Source organism: Psychrobacter sp. UBA3483 (assembly GCF_002377905.1).
GTDB lineage: Bacteria > Pseudomonadota > Gammaproteobacteria > Pseudomonadales > Moraxellaceae > Psychrobacter.
In genome coordinates this window covers 51,827-64,926 of the sequence record NZ_DFQS01000033.1, presented here as the reverse complement: position 1 = coordinate 64,926, position 13,100 = coordinate 51,827, and the positions used below count along the sequence as shown (strand labels likewise).

At 44.2% G+C, this 13,100-nt stretch carries 14 protein-coding genes; 8 read left to right on the top strand and 6 right to left on the bottom strand.

Features of this window, described 5'->3' with window-relative positions; all coding sequences use genetic code 11:
* Window positions 1-135: 135 nt before the first annotated feature.
* Window positions 136-942 carry a cytochrome C assembly family protein gene (locus B2866_RS05870; protein ID WP_296191526.1) on the bottom strand — a complete coding sequence of 269 codons (807 nt, stop codon included), beginning with the start codon at window positions 940-942 and terminating at the stop codon, window positions 136-138.
* A gap of 418 nt (window positions 943-1,360) precedes the next feature.
* Here B2866_RS05870 and ffh point away from each other — a divergent pair, with 418 nt between their 5' ends.
* The 7 genes from ffh (at window position 1,361) to B2866_RS05835 (ending at window position 7,764) form a co-directional block, all read left to right on the top strand.
* Window positions 1,361-2,902, top strand: a complete 1,542-nt coding sequence (gene ffh / locus B2866_RS05865) for a signal recognition particle protein (protein WP_296191524.1) — start codon at window positions 1,361-1,363, stop codon at window positions 2,900-2,902.
* A gap of 219 nt (window positions 2,903-3,121) precedes the next feature.
* Window positions 3,122-3,805 (top strand): tRNA (adenosine(37)-N6)-threonylcarbamoyltransferase complex dimerization subunit type 1 TsaB, encoded by a 684-nt coding sequence (tsaB, locus tag B2866_RS05860; RefSeq protein ID WP_296191533.1) that lies wholly within the window; start codon window positions 3,122-3,124, stop codon window positions 3,803-3,805.
* Window positions 3,806-3,917: 112 nt separating this feature from the next.
* A complete protein-coding gene (locus B2866_RS05855; RefSeq protein WP_296191522.1) occupies window positions 3,918-4,760 on the top strand; it encodes an undecaprenyl-diphosphate phosphatase in 843 nt (280 codons plus the stop codon).
* A gap of 82 nt (window positions 4,761-4,842) precedes the next feature.
* A complete protein-coding gene (locus B2866_RS05850; RefSeq protein WP_296191520.1) occupies window positions 4,843-5,745 on the top strand; it encodes a class I SAM-dependent methyltransferase in 903 nt (300 codons plus the stop codon).
* A 107-nt stretch (window positions 5,746-5,852) separates the two neighbouring features.
* Window positions 5,853-6,101, top strand: a complete 249-nt coding sequence (locus B2866_RS05845) for a hypothetical protein (RefSeq protein WP_068403940.1) — start codon at window positions 5,853-5,855, stop codon at window positions 6,099-6,101.
* Between the two features lie 75 nt (window positions 6,102-6,176).
* Window positions 6,177-7,094 (top strand): 4-hydroxybenzoate octaprenyltransferase, encoded by a 918-nt coding sequence (gene ubiA, locus B2866_RS05840; protein WP_296191518.1) that lies wholly within the window; start codon window positions 6,177-6,179, stop codon window positions 7,092-7,094.
* Entirely contained in the window at window positions 7,087-7,764 is a 678-nt protein-coding gene (locus B2866_RS05835) for a DUF4112 domain-containing protein (protein WP_296191516.1), read from the top strand. The genes ubiA and B2866_RS05835 overlap by 8 nt, the downstream gene beginning before the upstream one ends.
* Window positions 7,765-7,871: 107 nt before the next feature.
* Here the strand turns inward: B2866_RS05835 and B2866_RS05830 are convergent, their stop codons facing one another.
* Together B2866_RS05830 and B2866_RS05825 are read right to left on the bottom strand one after the other, a co-directional pair.
* Complete coding sequence (locus B2866_RS05830) at window positions 7,872-8,489, bottom strand: hypothetical protein (RefSeq protein WP_296191514.1); 618 nt, start codon at window positions 8,487-8,489, stop codon at window positions 7,872-7,874.
* Window positions 8,490-8,528: 39 nt separating this feature from the next.
* Window positions 8,529-9,146, bottom strand: coding sequence for a hypothetical protein (locus tag B2866_RS05825; RefSeq protein ID WP_296191513.1), 618 nt, complete (start codon window positions 9,144-9,146; stop codon window positions 8,529-8,531).
* A gap of 169 nt (window positions 9,147-9,315) precedes the next feature.
* On the opposite strand from B2866_RS05825, the gene yiaA reads away from it, so the two are divergent.
* Window positions 9,316-9,876, top strand: a complete 561-nt coding sequence (gene yiaA / locus B2866_RS05820; protein WP_296191512.1) for an inner membrane protein YiaA — start codon at window positions 9,316-9,318, stop codon at window positions 9,874-9,876.
* Between the two features lie 75 nt (window positions 9,877-9,951).
* Here the strand turns inward: yiaA and mnmD are convergent, their stop codons facing one another.
* From mnmD to B2866_RS05805, 3 genes are read right to left on the bottom strand one after another with little or no spacing between them, the layout of a single operon-like run.
* The gene (gene mnmD, locus B2866_RS05815; protein WP_296191511.1) at window positions 9,952-12,126 is read right to left on the bottom strand and encodes a tRNA (5-methylaminomethyl-2-thiouridine)(34)-methyltransferase MnmD; all 2,175 of its coding nucleotides are present in this window, start codon (window positions 12,124-12,126) and stop codon (window positions 9,952-9,954) included.
* A gap of 26 nt (window positions 12,127-12,152) precedes the next feature.
* Window positions 12,153-12,716, bottom strand: coding sequence for a hypothetical protein (locus B2866_RS05810; RefSeq protein WP_296191510.1), 564 nt, complete (start codon window positions 12,714-12,716; stop codon window positions 12,153-12,155).
* Window positions 12,713-13,054: a YciI family protein gene (locus B2866_RS05805; RefSeq protein WP_296191508.1), complete on the bottom strand. Its 342-nt coding sequence runs from the start codon at window positions 13,052-13,054 to the stop codon at window positions 12,713-12,715. Before B2866_RS05805 ends, B2866_RS05810 begins: the two co-directional genes overlap by 4 nt.
* Between the last annotated feature and the right edge of the window lie 46 nt (window positions 13,055-13,100).

Genomic DNA, 13,100 nt, shown 5'->3' with positions numbered 1-13,100 from the left:
GCATACTTTTTAGAACACCACCGCTTTTTTTAAAATGGTGTTAAACCAAAATAAGAGCGTAAAAAAGGCCGCCAGTATTAAATACCCATACTGGCGGCCTTTTTTAATCACATTACCACTATTACAGCACTGGATTTATAACAGCATCTCTAACACAAACTTGCTACCGACAAAGCCAATTGCTAATAGGATAAATGCATAAATGGTCATGTTGGCAGCGCGTTTGCCGCGCCATCCTGCGCGCCAATTACCCAATAATAATGCGCCAAATAACAGCCACGATAACACGCTAAATACCGTTTTATGGGCAAGATGCTGCGCCATCAGGTTTTCTACATAAACAAAGCCAATGCCAAGCGCGATACTGAGCAACACAAAGCCGACCAATAGCATGTCGAACAATAGACTTTCCATACTCTGCAAGGATGGCAGTTTATTGACCCAAAAGCGATGAATCGACTGGTGTTTCAGCTCGCGTATTTGTAGTCGTAAAAATAGCGCTTGCAGCGCTGCCATCAGCAGCACACAATAAGCAGCAAGTGATAGTAGGATATGCGCCTCTAACCCGACGCTGATGTCAGTAATCGGACGATAAGGCGCGCGGCCGATATGACCGATTATCATCCCGACTAAGGCGGTCGGTGCGGCTAAAATACCGAGGCTGACGATAGGGCGATATAAGCTAAAAATAACGTAGAAAAATAAGAAAAATAAACTGATCAGGCTAATGGTATTAAATAAGTTGAAATTTAGCCCATAAAGCGTGACCACATGCGGATAGAGTAGTGCGGCATGTGCGAGCATGCCGACGACCAATAAACCTAAGCTTACGCCCTTGTGGATAGGTTTATCCTGAATCAGCGCCCAACCAATGTAGATGCTGACCAAAATATAAACCATGCCAGCCAGTAAAAATGCAAGTTGCAAGATAAAAAACCTCATCTCATGATGAGCGCAAAAACGCCGCTCAATTGAATGCTAAAATGGTATTATCAGAATGATTAGAATAATCATCCAATTTATCATAAAATGGCAAGCAATTGAGCGCCATCTTACGGATTGATTATAGCGCTTGTAGCACCGCAGCGCTTACGAGAAAAATGCCATTTGCAAAACGACTATAAGCTTTGTGGTTTCTTAATGCTATAGTGTTGATAATATGCTACTTTTTATCATTGTCTTTATATAATACTGCTTAATAGTCTGTAGCATCGCCAAATCATATAAATCAGCAAGCAACGCTGAACCAAATTTGACGACGTATTGTTGTCATAGTGTTTTTATCAAGAACCGCTTTTACCAAGAATTGCTTTTATCAAAGATTGTTTTCACTAAGAATTATTTTAATTGAGAGTTATTTATGTTTGATACCTTAACCGAACGCTTATCATCGAGCCTGCGTAATATCGCCGGTACTGGGCAGTTGACCGAAGATAATATCAAAGACACGCTGCGCGAAGTACGCATGGCGCTTTTAGAAGCCGACGTCGCGCTGCCAGTGACGCGTGATTTTGTCAAACGTGTCAAAGAGCAGGCGCTTGGCGCAGAAGTGCTGAAAGAGTTGGCGCCAGGACAAGCCTTTGTCAAAATCGTCCATGACGAGCTGACCGAAATGATGGGCAGTGCCAATCAGCAGCTTGAAATGACGGGTAAACCGCCAGTTGTTTATCTGCTAGCTGGTTTGCAAGGGGCAGGTAAAACCACCACCGCTGGTAAATTGGCGAAATTCTTACAAGAGCGTCATAAGAAAAAGGTGATGCTGGTCTCTGCTGACGTCTACCGCCCAGCAGCTATTAAACAGCTTGAGCAAGTGGCAGGTCAGGTGAATGCCAAGTTCGTCAATTCAAGTAGCGACGAAAACCCAATTGATATCGCTCGCCGCGCTATCGAAGAAGCTAAAATTCAATATCAAGATATTTTGATTATTGATACGGCTGGTCGTCTGGCTATCGATGAAACCATGATGGCTGAAATCAAGGCGTTGACCGCGGCGGTCAATCCTTCTGAGACCTTATTTGTCGTCGATGCGATGACTGGTCAAGATGCGGCCAATACTGCCAAAGCCTTTAACGACGCGCTGCCATTGACCGGCGTTATCTTAACTAAGACCGACGGTGATGCTCGCGGCGGCGCGGCATTGTCTGTACGCGCCATTACTGGTAAACCGATTAAGTTTTTAGGTCGCGGTGAGAAACTTGACGCGCTCGAGCTGTTCCATCCTGAGCGTATCGCTCAGCGTATCCTTGGTATGGGTGACGTCTTAAGTTTGGTTGAAGAAGTAGAGCAAAAGATCGACCGTGATAAAGCCGAAAAAATGGCGAAAAAGATGCAAAAGGGCGGTGATTTCGACCTTGAGGATTTATTGACCCAGTTCCAACAAATGAAAAGTATGGGCGGCATGGCAGGTTTTTTAGATAAAATGCCTGGCATGGGCGGCTCTGATATGCAAAAAGCCGTTCAAGATGCTAAGCCTGAAGAAAAAGTACGTGAAATGGAAGCATTGATTAATTCAATGACGCCGTTTGAGCGTAAGAATCCCGATAAGATTAACCCAAGCCGCAAGCGCCGTATTGCCGCAGGTTCAGGACGCGAGATTCAAGACGTCAACCGTTTGCTCAAGCAGCACAAACAAATGGCAAAAATGATGAAAATGATTTCTAAGCCTGAAGGTATCAGTAAAATGATGAAGTCGATGCAAGGCTTAATGGGCGGCGGCGGTGCTGGTGGCGGCGGTCCGTTATTTGGCGGCGGCCAGCAAGGCGGTGCCAAAGACGTGAATCCCGCGCAGATGGCAAAGCAGATGGGACTGGATCCAAACAATATGACGAGCACTGAAGAGATGCAAAAACAGATGCAAGAGCTACAGAACCAAGCGCCAAAGAAGTTTAAAACGCGCTTTTAATGAATAACGATTTGGATTAGTGTCGTTTTTACTTTTTAACAAATTCCCCAAGGCTGAAATAGTTTTGGGGTTTTTTATGTCTGGCGTATTTGCATAAATATTGATGGATGACATAGGAAAATTTAGAAATTAATAAAATTCTTTTATCCTAAATGCTATGATAGGCGCTGATTGATGAGCGCATGTTTTGTGGTATTAAGAAAATAAGCCGAGGTAATGATGTTTTTAGCAATGGATACCGTATTTGAGCAGTGTTCGATCGCGATTTTAGATGCCAATGGTCAGGTGCTATCGAGTCATACCGAACAAGGTAAACGTGAGCAAACTCAGCATATTTTGCCGATGATTGATGCGGCTCTATCTGAAGCTAAGCTTAATCTGGCGCAGATAAAAGCATTGATGTTCAACCGTGGCCCCGGTGCTTTTAGCGGTATAAGAATCAATACAGCGGTGGTGCAAGCCTTATCTGTCGCCCACGATATTCCTTGTGTGGGGGTTTCTAGCTTACAAGCCATTGCTCAGTGTGCGTATCAAAGATATGGTTTGACCCAAGTTTATAGTGCGCTTGATGCGCGTATGCAGCAAGTATATTTTGGGCAATATGCACTAATAGACCATATTATGCAGCCTGTTGTGCAAGAAAATGGCGAAGATACCGAGCGCTTACTTGATTATGACAGCCAAACCGCTGCCAGTCTTCCTGTCGTCGGTAATGGTGCGCCGCTATTAAAAGCACATGATGGACAGGTATGCCAGGAAGAGGTTTGGCCAGATGCGGTGGTGATTGGACAATTGGGTATCGCTCAATTCATACAGACAGGCGGTAGCGATGCCGCTAATGCCTTACCCAAGTACTTGCGCAATCAAGCATGGAAAACGCTAAAAGAGCAAGGTAAGGCATAGTTCTTACATGATGATTTGCAAGTAATGTACTTTGTACTTCTACGTATAAACGATTATAAAAGCAACAACAATATAGAACAGCGGCTAGCGCTGTTTTTTTAGGGAAGCAACTGTGGATATACTGTTATTAATCCAAGCGCTAATCATGGGTATCGTTGAAGGTATCACTGAGTTTTTACCCATCTCTAGTACGGGGTATTTGATTTTATCAGCCGATTTGATGCGCTTTTGGACCAAGGAAAAAGTTGATTTGTTTGTGGTGGTAGTCCAGCTTGGTGCTATCTTAGCGGTCATTTATGATTATTGGGGCAGGCTATGGCAAGCGCTCATGGGGCTACTGACCGGTAAAGCAGAAGGTATGAGTAATCCAAGGCAGCTTGGTTTAAGCTTAATTGTTGCGACCATTCCGGTAATGATTGTAGGTTTTACCTTTGCAGACGAGATTAAAGCATATTTGTTTAATCCTATCGTGGTAGCGATTATGCTGATTGTCGGCGGTCTGCTGATATTTTATGTCGAAAATCGACCTAAAACGATTATTGCTCAAGAAGCAGAAGACGTCAGTCTAAAAACTGCGTTAATGATTGGTTTGATGCAGTGTCTGGCTTTGATACCCGGAACCTCACGCTCAGGTGCGACGATCATTGGCGCACTCTGGCTTGGCGTCTCACGCAAAGCTTCAGCGGAATTTTCTTTCTTTTTAGGCATACCTGTCATTGTTGGCGCGGCATTATTAGATTTGCTTAAGCATCATGATGTATTGACCAGTAGCGAAGACTGGCTGGTATTGGGTATCGGCACCGTGGTGTCATTTGTCGTGGCGTTACTTTGTATTCGTTTGCTGGTTGCATGGGTGAGCCGTCGTGACTTTAAAATCTTTGCTTGGCTACGTATTGTTACGGGCGTATTAGTACTGATTGCTGCTTGGGGTTTTGGCTATCAGATGGCAGGCTAAGTTTTAACGATGTGGCGTTATCATTTTCAACTGGGTTAACGGTAACGTTTTAAACCGTAAAACATTAAAAGGGAGGGCAATCATGAGCAGTTTGCAACAAACATCAAGCGACTTTATGCATTGCCAGCTTTTTTATGTTAATGAAGCCCAACAAGCGCAAATCGCCAGCCTGCAAGCGCTGGTAGTGAAACATCAATTGCCTATTATTCTAAACATTGAGTTATTTAGCGAAAAGCTCAATCAAAAACGTCGTCAGCAATTAAGTCAGCATTCTATCCAGCCTATTTTTCTATTAGATGAAAAAAATAAACTTTCATGGTTAAGTGATGGTCTCAGTGTCGCACCTGAATGGGATAAGCTACAACGGCGGGTGGTAAGTGCAGGGCGTAAGTCTGAGTTATTATTACAAGCTGCTAAAATTACATCGGATAGCACGGTCATTGATGCGACCGCAGGCTTTGGACATGATAGTTTGATATTGGCCAGTACTGGCGCTCAAGTTACCATGCTTGAGCAGCAGCCCCTGATGGCGTTATTGTTGTTAGCTGAACAGCAGCGTATGAGTACGCTGCCAAATTGGCAAAAGCTGATGAGCCGTCTACAGATTATCAATACTGATGCGCTTAGTTATTTTGCAAAACTACAAGCTGAGTCGGTCAATGCTATTAAAGAAAATGATGCGAAAGTAGTTGATGTAATATATCTGGATCCTATGTTTCCAGAAGACAGCTATCAAGATAGCAAAACGGGTAAAGGCGCAAAAGTTGGCAAGCATATGCAAGCCTTGCACCAGTTGGCTCGCCCGCCAACTTCAGAAGAAGAGCTGCAATTGCTACAAAGTGCGCAAGCGGTGGTCAGTCAACATGCTCAAAGACAAGGCCGCGTAGTCGTCAAGCGCCCGCAGCTTGCGCCGTTACTTGCAAATCAACAACCGAGTGAAAGCTGGCATAATGAAGCGGTACGTTTTGATGGTTACTTTGTTTGATGGCTATTATTTATGATAATGAATGGGCTCAGTGAATCAGTTTGAGTGTTTAGAATACAAAGATTTAGAAGTGGTGGATTTAATAGTAATGGATTCAGGAGAAAAGGATGTCAACGATTATAATTTGGGTCATTGGTGCAGGCTTATTACTGATGAATATTGCGTTGCGAACAGAAGTTTTACAGCTCAAAGCCCACCTAAAAGCGCTTAGGAATCCAAAAGAACAAATGGACTACTTACGGCAGCAAGCAAAGCTTAGCCAAAATAATAAGATGGCATCCATTAAGGCATTACGTAAGCAATATCCTGAGTTGTCGCTCATTGAAGCCAACAACTTATGGCAACAAATTCAGTAGTTCACTAATTCGTTCATCCGATTCCATAGCCTGCAAAAAAGTATATAAAATTCCTATAGATGATAATAAAAAACCATGACATTTAACGACAAATTACAAGCCTACCTGCAACTAACGCGCTTTGATAAACCCGTAGGTATAGAGCTATTACTCTGGCCAACGCTTTGGGGTGTAATGCTGGCGGCTATGGGTCAGGCGCAGCAGCAAGGGGCAACGGCAGGTTTGCCAAGTCTAAAGGTATTTGCACTTTTTGCGCTAGGTGCGATTTTTATGCGCGCGGCAGGCTGTGCAATCAATGACTTTGCTGATCGTAAAGTCGATGGTCATGTCAGCCGCACCAAAGGCCGTCCATTAGCGGACGGGCGCTTATCTGCTAAAGAAGCCATTGCTGCCTTCTTAATATTGGTATTACTTAGTGCCAGTTTGCTGTTCTTTTTACCTATTGCTGTTTTCTACTGGTCGCTCGGCGCCGTTATATTAGCGTTTGTTTATCCATTTATGAAGCGCTATACCCATTTGCCGCAAGTGTTTTTAGCCGCAGCGTTTGGGTGGGCAATACCGATGGCCTATGTCGCGATACAAGGCGCGCCTGATATCTGGTGTTGGCTATTGTTTATCGCTTATATGTGCTGGACAGTGGCTTATGATACCCAGTACGCGATGGCGGATCGTGAGGATGATTTAAAAATTGGCGTCAAATCAACAGCAATATTATTTGGTCGCCACGATGTGATTATCATCTCGCTGCTACAAACCGCGTTTTTACTTATTATGGGTGCGGTTATGTGGCATTACTTTGCGCCAACCAGTGTAGGCGTGATACCAGTATTTGGTTTGGCGCTCGTGGCGATGATGTTTGCCAAGCAAAACAGCGCTTGTGCCAGTCGTCAAGCACTGGCCTGTTTTCAGGCGTTTTTAGCCAATATATGGGTAGGGCGTTACGTCTTTGCTCTTATCGCAATCGCGTGTTTATGGACGACTTTTAATGGATAACTTTAAGAAGCTCTCAAAGTCAAAAGCGAAAAAGGGTGCTGCTATTAATGCGCCTGTTATCGATTATCAGGCAAAGCTTGCTGAGCATGGGTTAACGCGTGAGCAGGTTATCGCGACCGAGCGTAAACTGGCTAAGTTTGCCAATACCATGGATTCCCTCGTACGGGTGCCCTTTACCAAGCAAGGCATGGGTGCTGATGCGGCGCTGTCGACCATTCCGCTGGCGGGAGATTTGGCAGGATTGGCACTAACAAGCTATGCCTTTATATTAGGTCGGCAGTTGGGCGTCCCTGCGCATAAAATGACCCCAGCGGTTAGGCTGGCGCTGATTGATATGGTGGTTGGTATCGTACCTGGTATTGGTACCGTACTTGATATATTTATTCGCCCTAGTCGCAAGACATTGACCATCGTGCACGAGCATCTACACAATGAATATGGCATCACCGAAACCATGCATATGGATCGACCGTTTTTGCATCAATCATTGGAAGATAAGCAGCAGCAAAGCCGCTTTGCGTTCTTTTGGCGCAACCCTGTCGTTGCTTGGTTATATCTGCACATTCCTGACCTATTGGGATTAATCGTTATTGTGGTTATCGGCTGGGGCTTATGGGCGATGATAAGCTGGCTGGTCAGTCTGTTTAGCAAGACCACTGGTTTTGGCTAAAGGTAAAGCAGAGCAAAAAGGCGGCAAATATTATAAATATTTGCCGCCTTTTTATTGCGGGTTTTATTGTCTTTAACAGATTCTAAGCCAAGTTTTTATTGATAACATTATTCGGTGATGACTTCTGCTTCTACACTAATGGCCTCAAAGCTTGTTGTTTTATTATTTTGAATAAGGTCAATGCTGCTACCACCGCCATGACTGACCAGCTGAATACTGCCATCGCTTGAGCGGTAAGTAGGGTTATTGCCTTGGCCTTCTAGCGCACTCAAGGTCATTTTTGGTTTATTGGGCAGGTTGACGATAGCGTTAAGTACGCCTTTTTCTGAGGTCTCAAAAATGACAAATAACGTCTCACCGCTGGCGCTGCGATAGTTAACATCAGTGATTTGCGCGCCTTTGATGGCTTGTTCTGGATTGGGCATTATCGCAGCACTATTTGTTGAAGTATCCGCTGCGCTAAGCTCGTTTTCTGATTCATTTAAGCTTGTATCCTGTTCTAAAGTATTAGCTGGCTTAGCAGTATTTTCATCAGCAATTTTAGGCGCATTAATATTAGAGCTTACGGATGTCGTTTGGGTGCTTGTGTCAGCAGCAGTTTCTTCGGCGGTTTCAGGTTCTGGCGTCTTTTGGCAAGCACTTAGTAGGGATAGGCTTAAGAACGCAATAGAAAGCGCTTTAAGTGATGGTTTTGATTTCACTAAGGTAAAAATATCGGTTTTCATAATAGACAGCTATCCATTGATTAAGGTATGGGCTAGTTTTTACTTTAATTTTAATAAATCGTTACTGGTTGCGCTTTCTTGGTAGACATCATCTAAATAGCGACGACTGGCAAGCAGTTTATCAACGACGCCACTTTGGCTTTGGATGTTTAGCTTTTGTGCAAAGTCCAAAATAGAATGCAACTGCTCTAATACCATACTATAACTGGTAACAGATTTATCACGATCAATAATGACAGTAGTGGCATAATGCGGGTCGAGGCTGAGGTAATCATGAATCAGTTCGGGTATGCGTATCTCTATAAGTTTATTAAGAGTAAACAGCTGTGATTCGGTAATTTGCGTATGGTGCATGCGCTCATACTGTTGTCCAATATCGTCCATAATGGCACGAAATGCCTCAGGAACTTGTTCAGCATAGAGGTATTTTATAAATGGATGCTGCGCGGTAAACTTAATAACAGTCAGACCATCTGTTTTGTCGTTCTGCGGCACTTTTTGCTCGCTTTCAGACAAGGCGCTACTTGCGGACGCTAAATATTGCTTATGCCTATGGATCGAGTCAATTTGCAGCCGACGAGATTTCTCTTTTATGATAAAAAAGATGGGTACAATAATGATAAGGCTGAGTAAAATAAGTAGCGTAAAAAAAGACATATCAATACTCTGTCATAAAAAGCTATAAATATAAAAAAGCGCGCATTTTTCTGTGCATATTTGTGTATCACAACATAACATACTTGTGCTATTTTACCCCAAGGTAAAACACTAGTTGGCAAGCGTTGCGATAAAACAATTAATAATGGATAAGCAGTTAAGGACAATAATGGATAATGACACAATTACAAAAAGTCAGCTAGCGGCATATAAGCCGACGACCGCTTATGTAGGTACTTCTTGGGCGGTGATGCTGGTAGGCGTCTTGGCGTATTTGATGGGCTTATGGAATGCACAAAGTATGCTACTGAATGAAAAGGGTTATTACTTTGCTATTTTAGCATTGGGATTGTATTCAGCAATCAGCCTACAAAAAACACTGCGTGACCGTGCAGAAGGTATTCCGACCACCAATCTATATTATCTAATAAGCTGGGCGGCGTTGGCGGTTTCCATTGCACTTATTGCTATTGGGCTGATGAATGCCAGCGGTTTAAGCTTGAGTGAAAAAGGATTTTATATGATGGCGTTTACCATGAGCTTATTTGCTGCTGTCACGATTCAAAAGAACACCCGAGATGAAGCGCAAATCCGTGCATTAATTTCACCGAATAGTCTTAGCGATGATAATACCGCCAGAATATCGAATCAAAAGACAGACTCAGGAAAGTCACTATTTGGTTCTGTTAAATCAAGAATAGATAGTCGTGATCAGAACGATAGTGAATAATATTTTACTATATTCATAAAAGTTAGTTGAATAGCCTATTTTAAGCTATATAAAATAAATGATTAAAATAATAAATTAGCCCGCTTTATGCAATCGCGCCCGATTGGGTGACAGTCGCGCTAAGGTAACAGCGGATAAAGGCGTAAAGCAGCCAAGCATCATATCTGCTAATGCTTCAGCGCATATCGGGGCTAGCGCATAACCTTTTGCACCCATCGCGGAGAGCGTCCAAATGCGGCGGCTTTGCGCAAGTCGTCCGACCAAGGGATGATAATCAATCGTTTGCGTGCGTACACCGGCGCGCGCTTGCCATGCGCTAGTATCATCTGGCAATATATCGCTTAATTCAGGAATATCCTCAAGCAATTTGTCATAATTTTGCTGATTTTCTTCTTCACGGATATCAATGCTGGCGTCAGCATCTACAAAGCTGGCACCCAGTAAAAACTGAGGCTTACCTTCGCGAATGTTATTTATCTTAGCATCGCCGCTTTGTCCGATAAAGGGCGCGCAATAACCACTATATTTGAGCGGTAATTTAGGCAGACCAGCTACCTGCTCGTCAGTGGGCATAAACCAAGATAATTGCCCGCGAATAGTACGGCACTCAACGATACGTTTGTCTAGTTGATGGCTCTCATAGGCGGCGCAAATCACGACATTGTCAGCGCAGATAGTAATAATTTGATTATTGTTACTGCCACTTTCTTTCTTACCAATCACCGTCACTTTATCTGCAGTTTCTTTGATATCAGTAACGCTAAGCTGCTGATAATTGATATTTGAGTGCTTAAGAATAAGCGTTTTTAGCGCTTGTGGATTGACTAATCCAGATTGGGGTAAATATAAATTGTCCGTTAAGTCTTTAGTTTTTAAGCCGCTTAATTGCCGCGCCTCTTCAATCGTAACCGTGGTTGCCATTTCATTGGGATAATCGGCAATTTGCACAGGGCCGATATTGGTTTTGATTAGCAAGTCTAACGCGCCTGTTTGCTCAAGTATCGGTGGCGTTTGCTGCAGAGCTGCTTGCCGATTAAAATAACGATACAGCCTGCCGCTATAGAGATAACCGATAGAGTGCAAGTGCTCATAGACATGGTGAATGGGCGTCATGTTTGGCGCGAGGAGGGCGCGCGGATTGCCAGAGGCGGCAGCAAGCGGCGCGACTTTATCTACTATCGACACAGCCACACCGCGATTGGCCAGCGTCCAAGCCGTAAGTAGTCCCGCAACGCCTGCGCCAATCACCACTGTATGATTAGGAGTATGGTCATGAGGGTGTGGCAAAACGCAAATATTGTTATTGTCATTTAGTGCTAAAGCATCAGGCAAGGACTCAGCATTGTCGGCTATCACCGCCGTTAACATCTCACGCTTGCGTCCAAAGCCTTTTACCTTTTTAACGCTAAAGCCATGCGCTTGCAAGCCACGTTTAACGATACCGGCACAGCTATAGGTAGCAGCAGTGGTGCCAGTGCGAGATAAGCGCTGCATTTGGGTAAAAATCGACTCCGCCCACAAGCTCTCATTACAAGAGGGCGCAAAACCATCTAAAAACCAAGCATCAATATAAGGACGATTGATAGCAGTCTCAGTATTTAAAGTAGCTAAGCTATCAAAAGTAGCCAGACTTGCCAAACCATCGCCCGCATCGCCCAACCAAATATCAAGCGTGATATTATCGTCAATAAAATTTAGTCGATGACAGCCTGCAATCAGCGGTGGGTAGTTTGCTAAAAGTTCTTTAATCAATTCAGCAAGTTCGGGGGCGCGCTGTGCCCATAAAGCGAGTATCTGCGTTAAGTCGTTAAGCACAATGGGGTATTTTTCAGTGGTGATAAAGTGTAAGCGCGCGCTTGTTAAATGCGGCTTTTTAGCACGAAGCTGTCGCCAAAGCTGCCATGTCGCCAAAAAATTCAAGCCCGTACCAAAGCCCAATTCAGCAACAGTAAAGCATTGCTTGTCGGTAAGGTTTGCTAGGCGCACGGGTAATTGATTATGGGCTAAAAATACATGGCGAGATTCTGCCAAGCCATCAGCGTGCGAGAAATAGACATCGCCAAACTCCCCTGATACTGGCACTTGATTGCCAGCATCATCGGTTTGCCATGCAATCTTAGCAGGGGTAATCACGTTTGGCGGTGCGGGTTTTTTAGGGAGTTTGGTGGCTTTATAAGGTTTATGCGCGGCGGAAGAGGTAGGCTTAGATATAGCAGATTTAGACTTAGGTTTAGACACAAATTTGGACATAAAGCATCACACTTATAGAGGATTTGCTACCAGCGCTCGCGGCGCACAAACACCAACCACGAAATAAAAATCCCAACCAATAAGCTCATTAACACCGTAAATGCGCCGTATAAAAACAATTGACCTTTGCTTTCATATACTAAAACGTTTACTTGTGTTTGTAAGTCATTGACTTGACGCTGAAGCTGGGCATTACGGCTGAGCAATTCTTGATTGGCTTCAGAGAGCGCTTTAGTTGATGGTTGTAGCTGCGCGGCTAAAGTGTCGCTAATATTGGTCGCAGGCTGAGCACTAGTAGCTTGGTTCGGTGCTGTAGTAGACACCGTATTTGAGGCACTATTTGGTAGCACTAGTTGACTAACAGTATTGGGCGCTAATACAGCGTTAGGCGCTAGCGTAGCCGTTCCTGCCGCAGGATCAGCATTGGTCACAGTTGGCGCTGCTTGTACTGATAAACTAGCAAGCAACAATAGGCTAGCAACACTAACCTTAGCAACACGGCCAAAAACGCGCGCAATATCATGATGAGCGACATGATGAGTAACGTGATTAGAAACAGAATTATTTAATGAAAATGCCCGCTCAATCACGATGCTGTTACCTTATCGGCTGGTTTATCTGCTGCGCTGTCAGTAGGTTCAGGTAAGGTCTGCACAAACGGCTTGATATCTACATGGCTATAGACGCCATCACGCAGATAAGGCTCAGCGCTCGCCCATGCTTGCGCTTCATCAAGGGAGTCAAAGTCAGCAATAATCAAGCTGCCTGACATCTCGCTTTTACCGTGTTCGATGGGCGTTGGACCTGCGATAATGAGTCGCTGCTCGCTTTGTAATACTTGCAGGCGGGCAACGTGTTCGGCGCGTGTTACCTGACGTTGGGCACTGCTGCCAGCAACATCGTGGCCGATAATAGCAAATAAGGACATGGGACTTCCTCAAGTAAATAATATGTATAAAGCGCTAATAACCAGA

What these genes read in the sequence shown, in the direction of transcription:
- B2866_RS05870 (WP_296191526.1), bottom strand. Translation starts at nt 942, where the DNA reads ATGAGGTTTTTTATCTTGCAACTTGCATTTTTACTGGCTGGCATGGTT.
- ffh (WP_296191524.1), top strand. Translation starts at nt 1,361, where the DNA reads ATGTTTGATACCTTAACCGAACGCTTATCATCGAGCCTGCGTAATATC.
- tsaB (WP_296191533.1), top strand. Translation starts at nt 3,122, where the DNA reads ATGTTTTTAGCAATGGATACCGTATTTGAGCAGTGTTCGATCGCGATT.
- B2866_RS05850 (WP_296191520.1), top strand. Translation starts at nt 4,843, where the DNA reads ATGAGCAGTTTGCAACAAACATCAAGCGACTTTATGCATTGCCAGCTT.
- B2866_RS05845 (WP_068403940.1), top strand. Translation starts at nt 5,853, where the DNA reads ATGTCAACGATTATAATTTGGGTCATTGGTGCAGGCTTATTACTGATG.
- ubiA (WP_296191518.1), top strand. Translation starts at nt 6,177, where the DNA reads ATGACATTTAACGACAAATTACAAGCCTACCTGCAACTAACGCGCTTT.
- B2866_RS05835 (WP_296191516.1), top strand. Translation starts at nt 7,087, where the DNA reads ATGGATAACTTTAAGAAGCTCTCAAAGTCAAAAGCGAAAAAGGGTGCT.
- B2866_RS05830 (WP_296191514.1), bottom strand. Translation starts at nt 8,489, where the DNA reads ATGAAAACCGATATTTTTACCTTAGTGAAATCAAAACCATCACTTAAA.
- B2866_RS05825 (WP_296191513.1), bottom strand. Translation starts at nt 9,146, where the DNA reads ATGTCTTTTTTTACGCTACTTATTTTACTCAGCCTTATCATTATTGTA.
- yiaA (WP_296191512.1), top strand. Translation starts at nt 9,316, where the DNA reads ATGGATAATGACACAATTACAAAAAGTCAGCTAGCGGCATATAAGCCG.
- mnmD (WP_296191511.1), bottom strand. Translation starts at nt 12,126, where the DNA reads ATGTCCAAATTTGTGTCTAAACCTAAGTCTAAATCTGCTATATCTAAG.
- B2866_RS05805 (WP_296191508.1), bottom strand. Translation starts at nt 13,054, where the DNA reads ATGTCCTTATTTGCTATTATCGGCCACGATGTTGCTGGCAGCAGTGCC.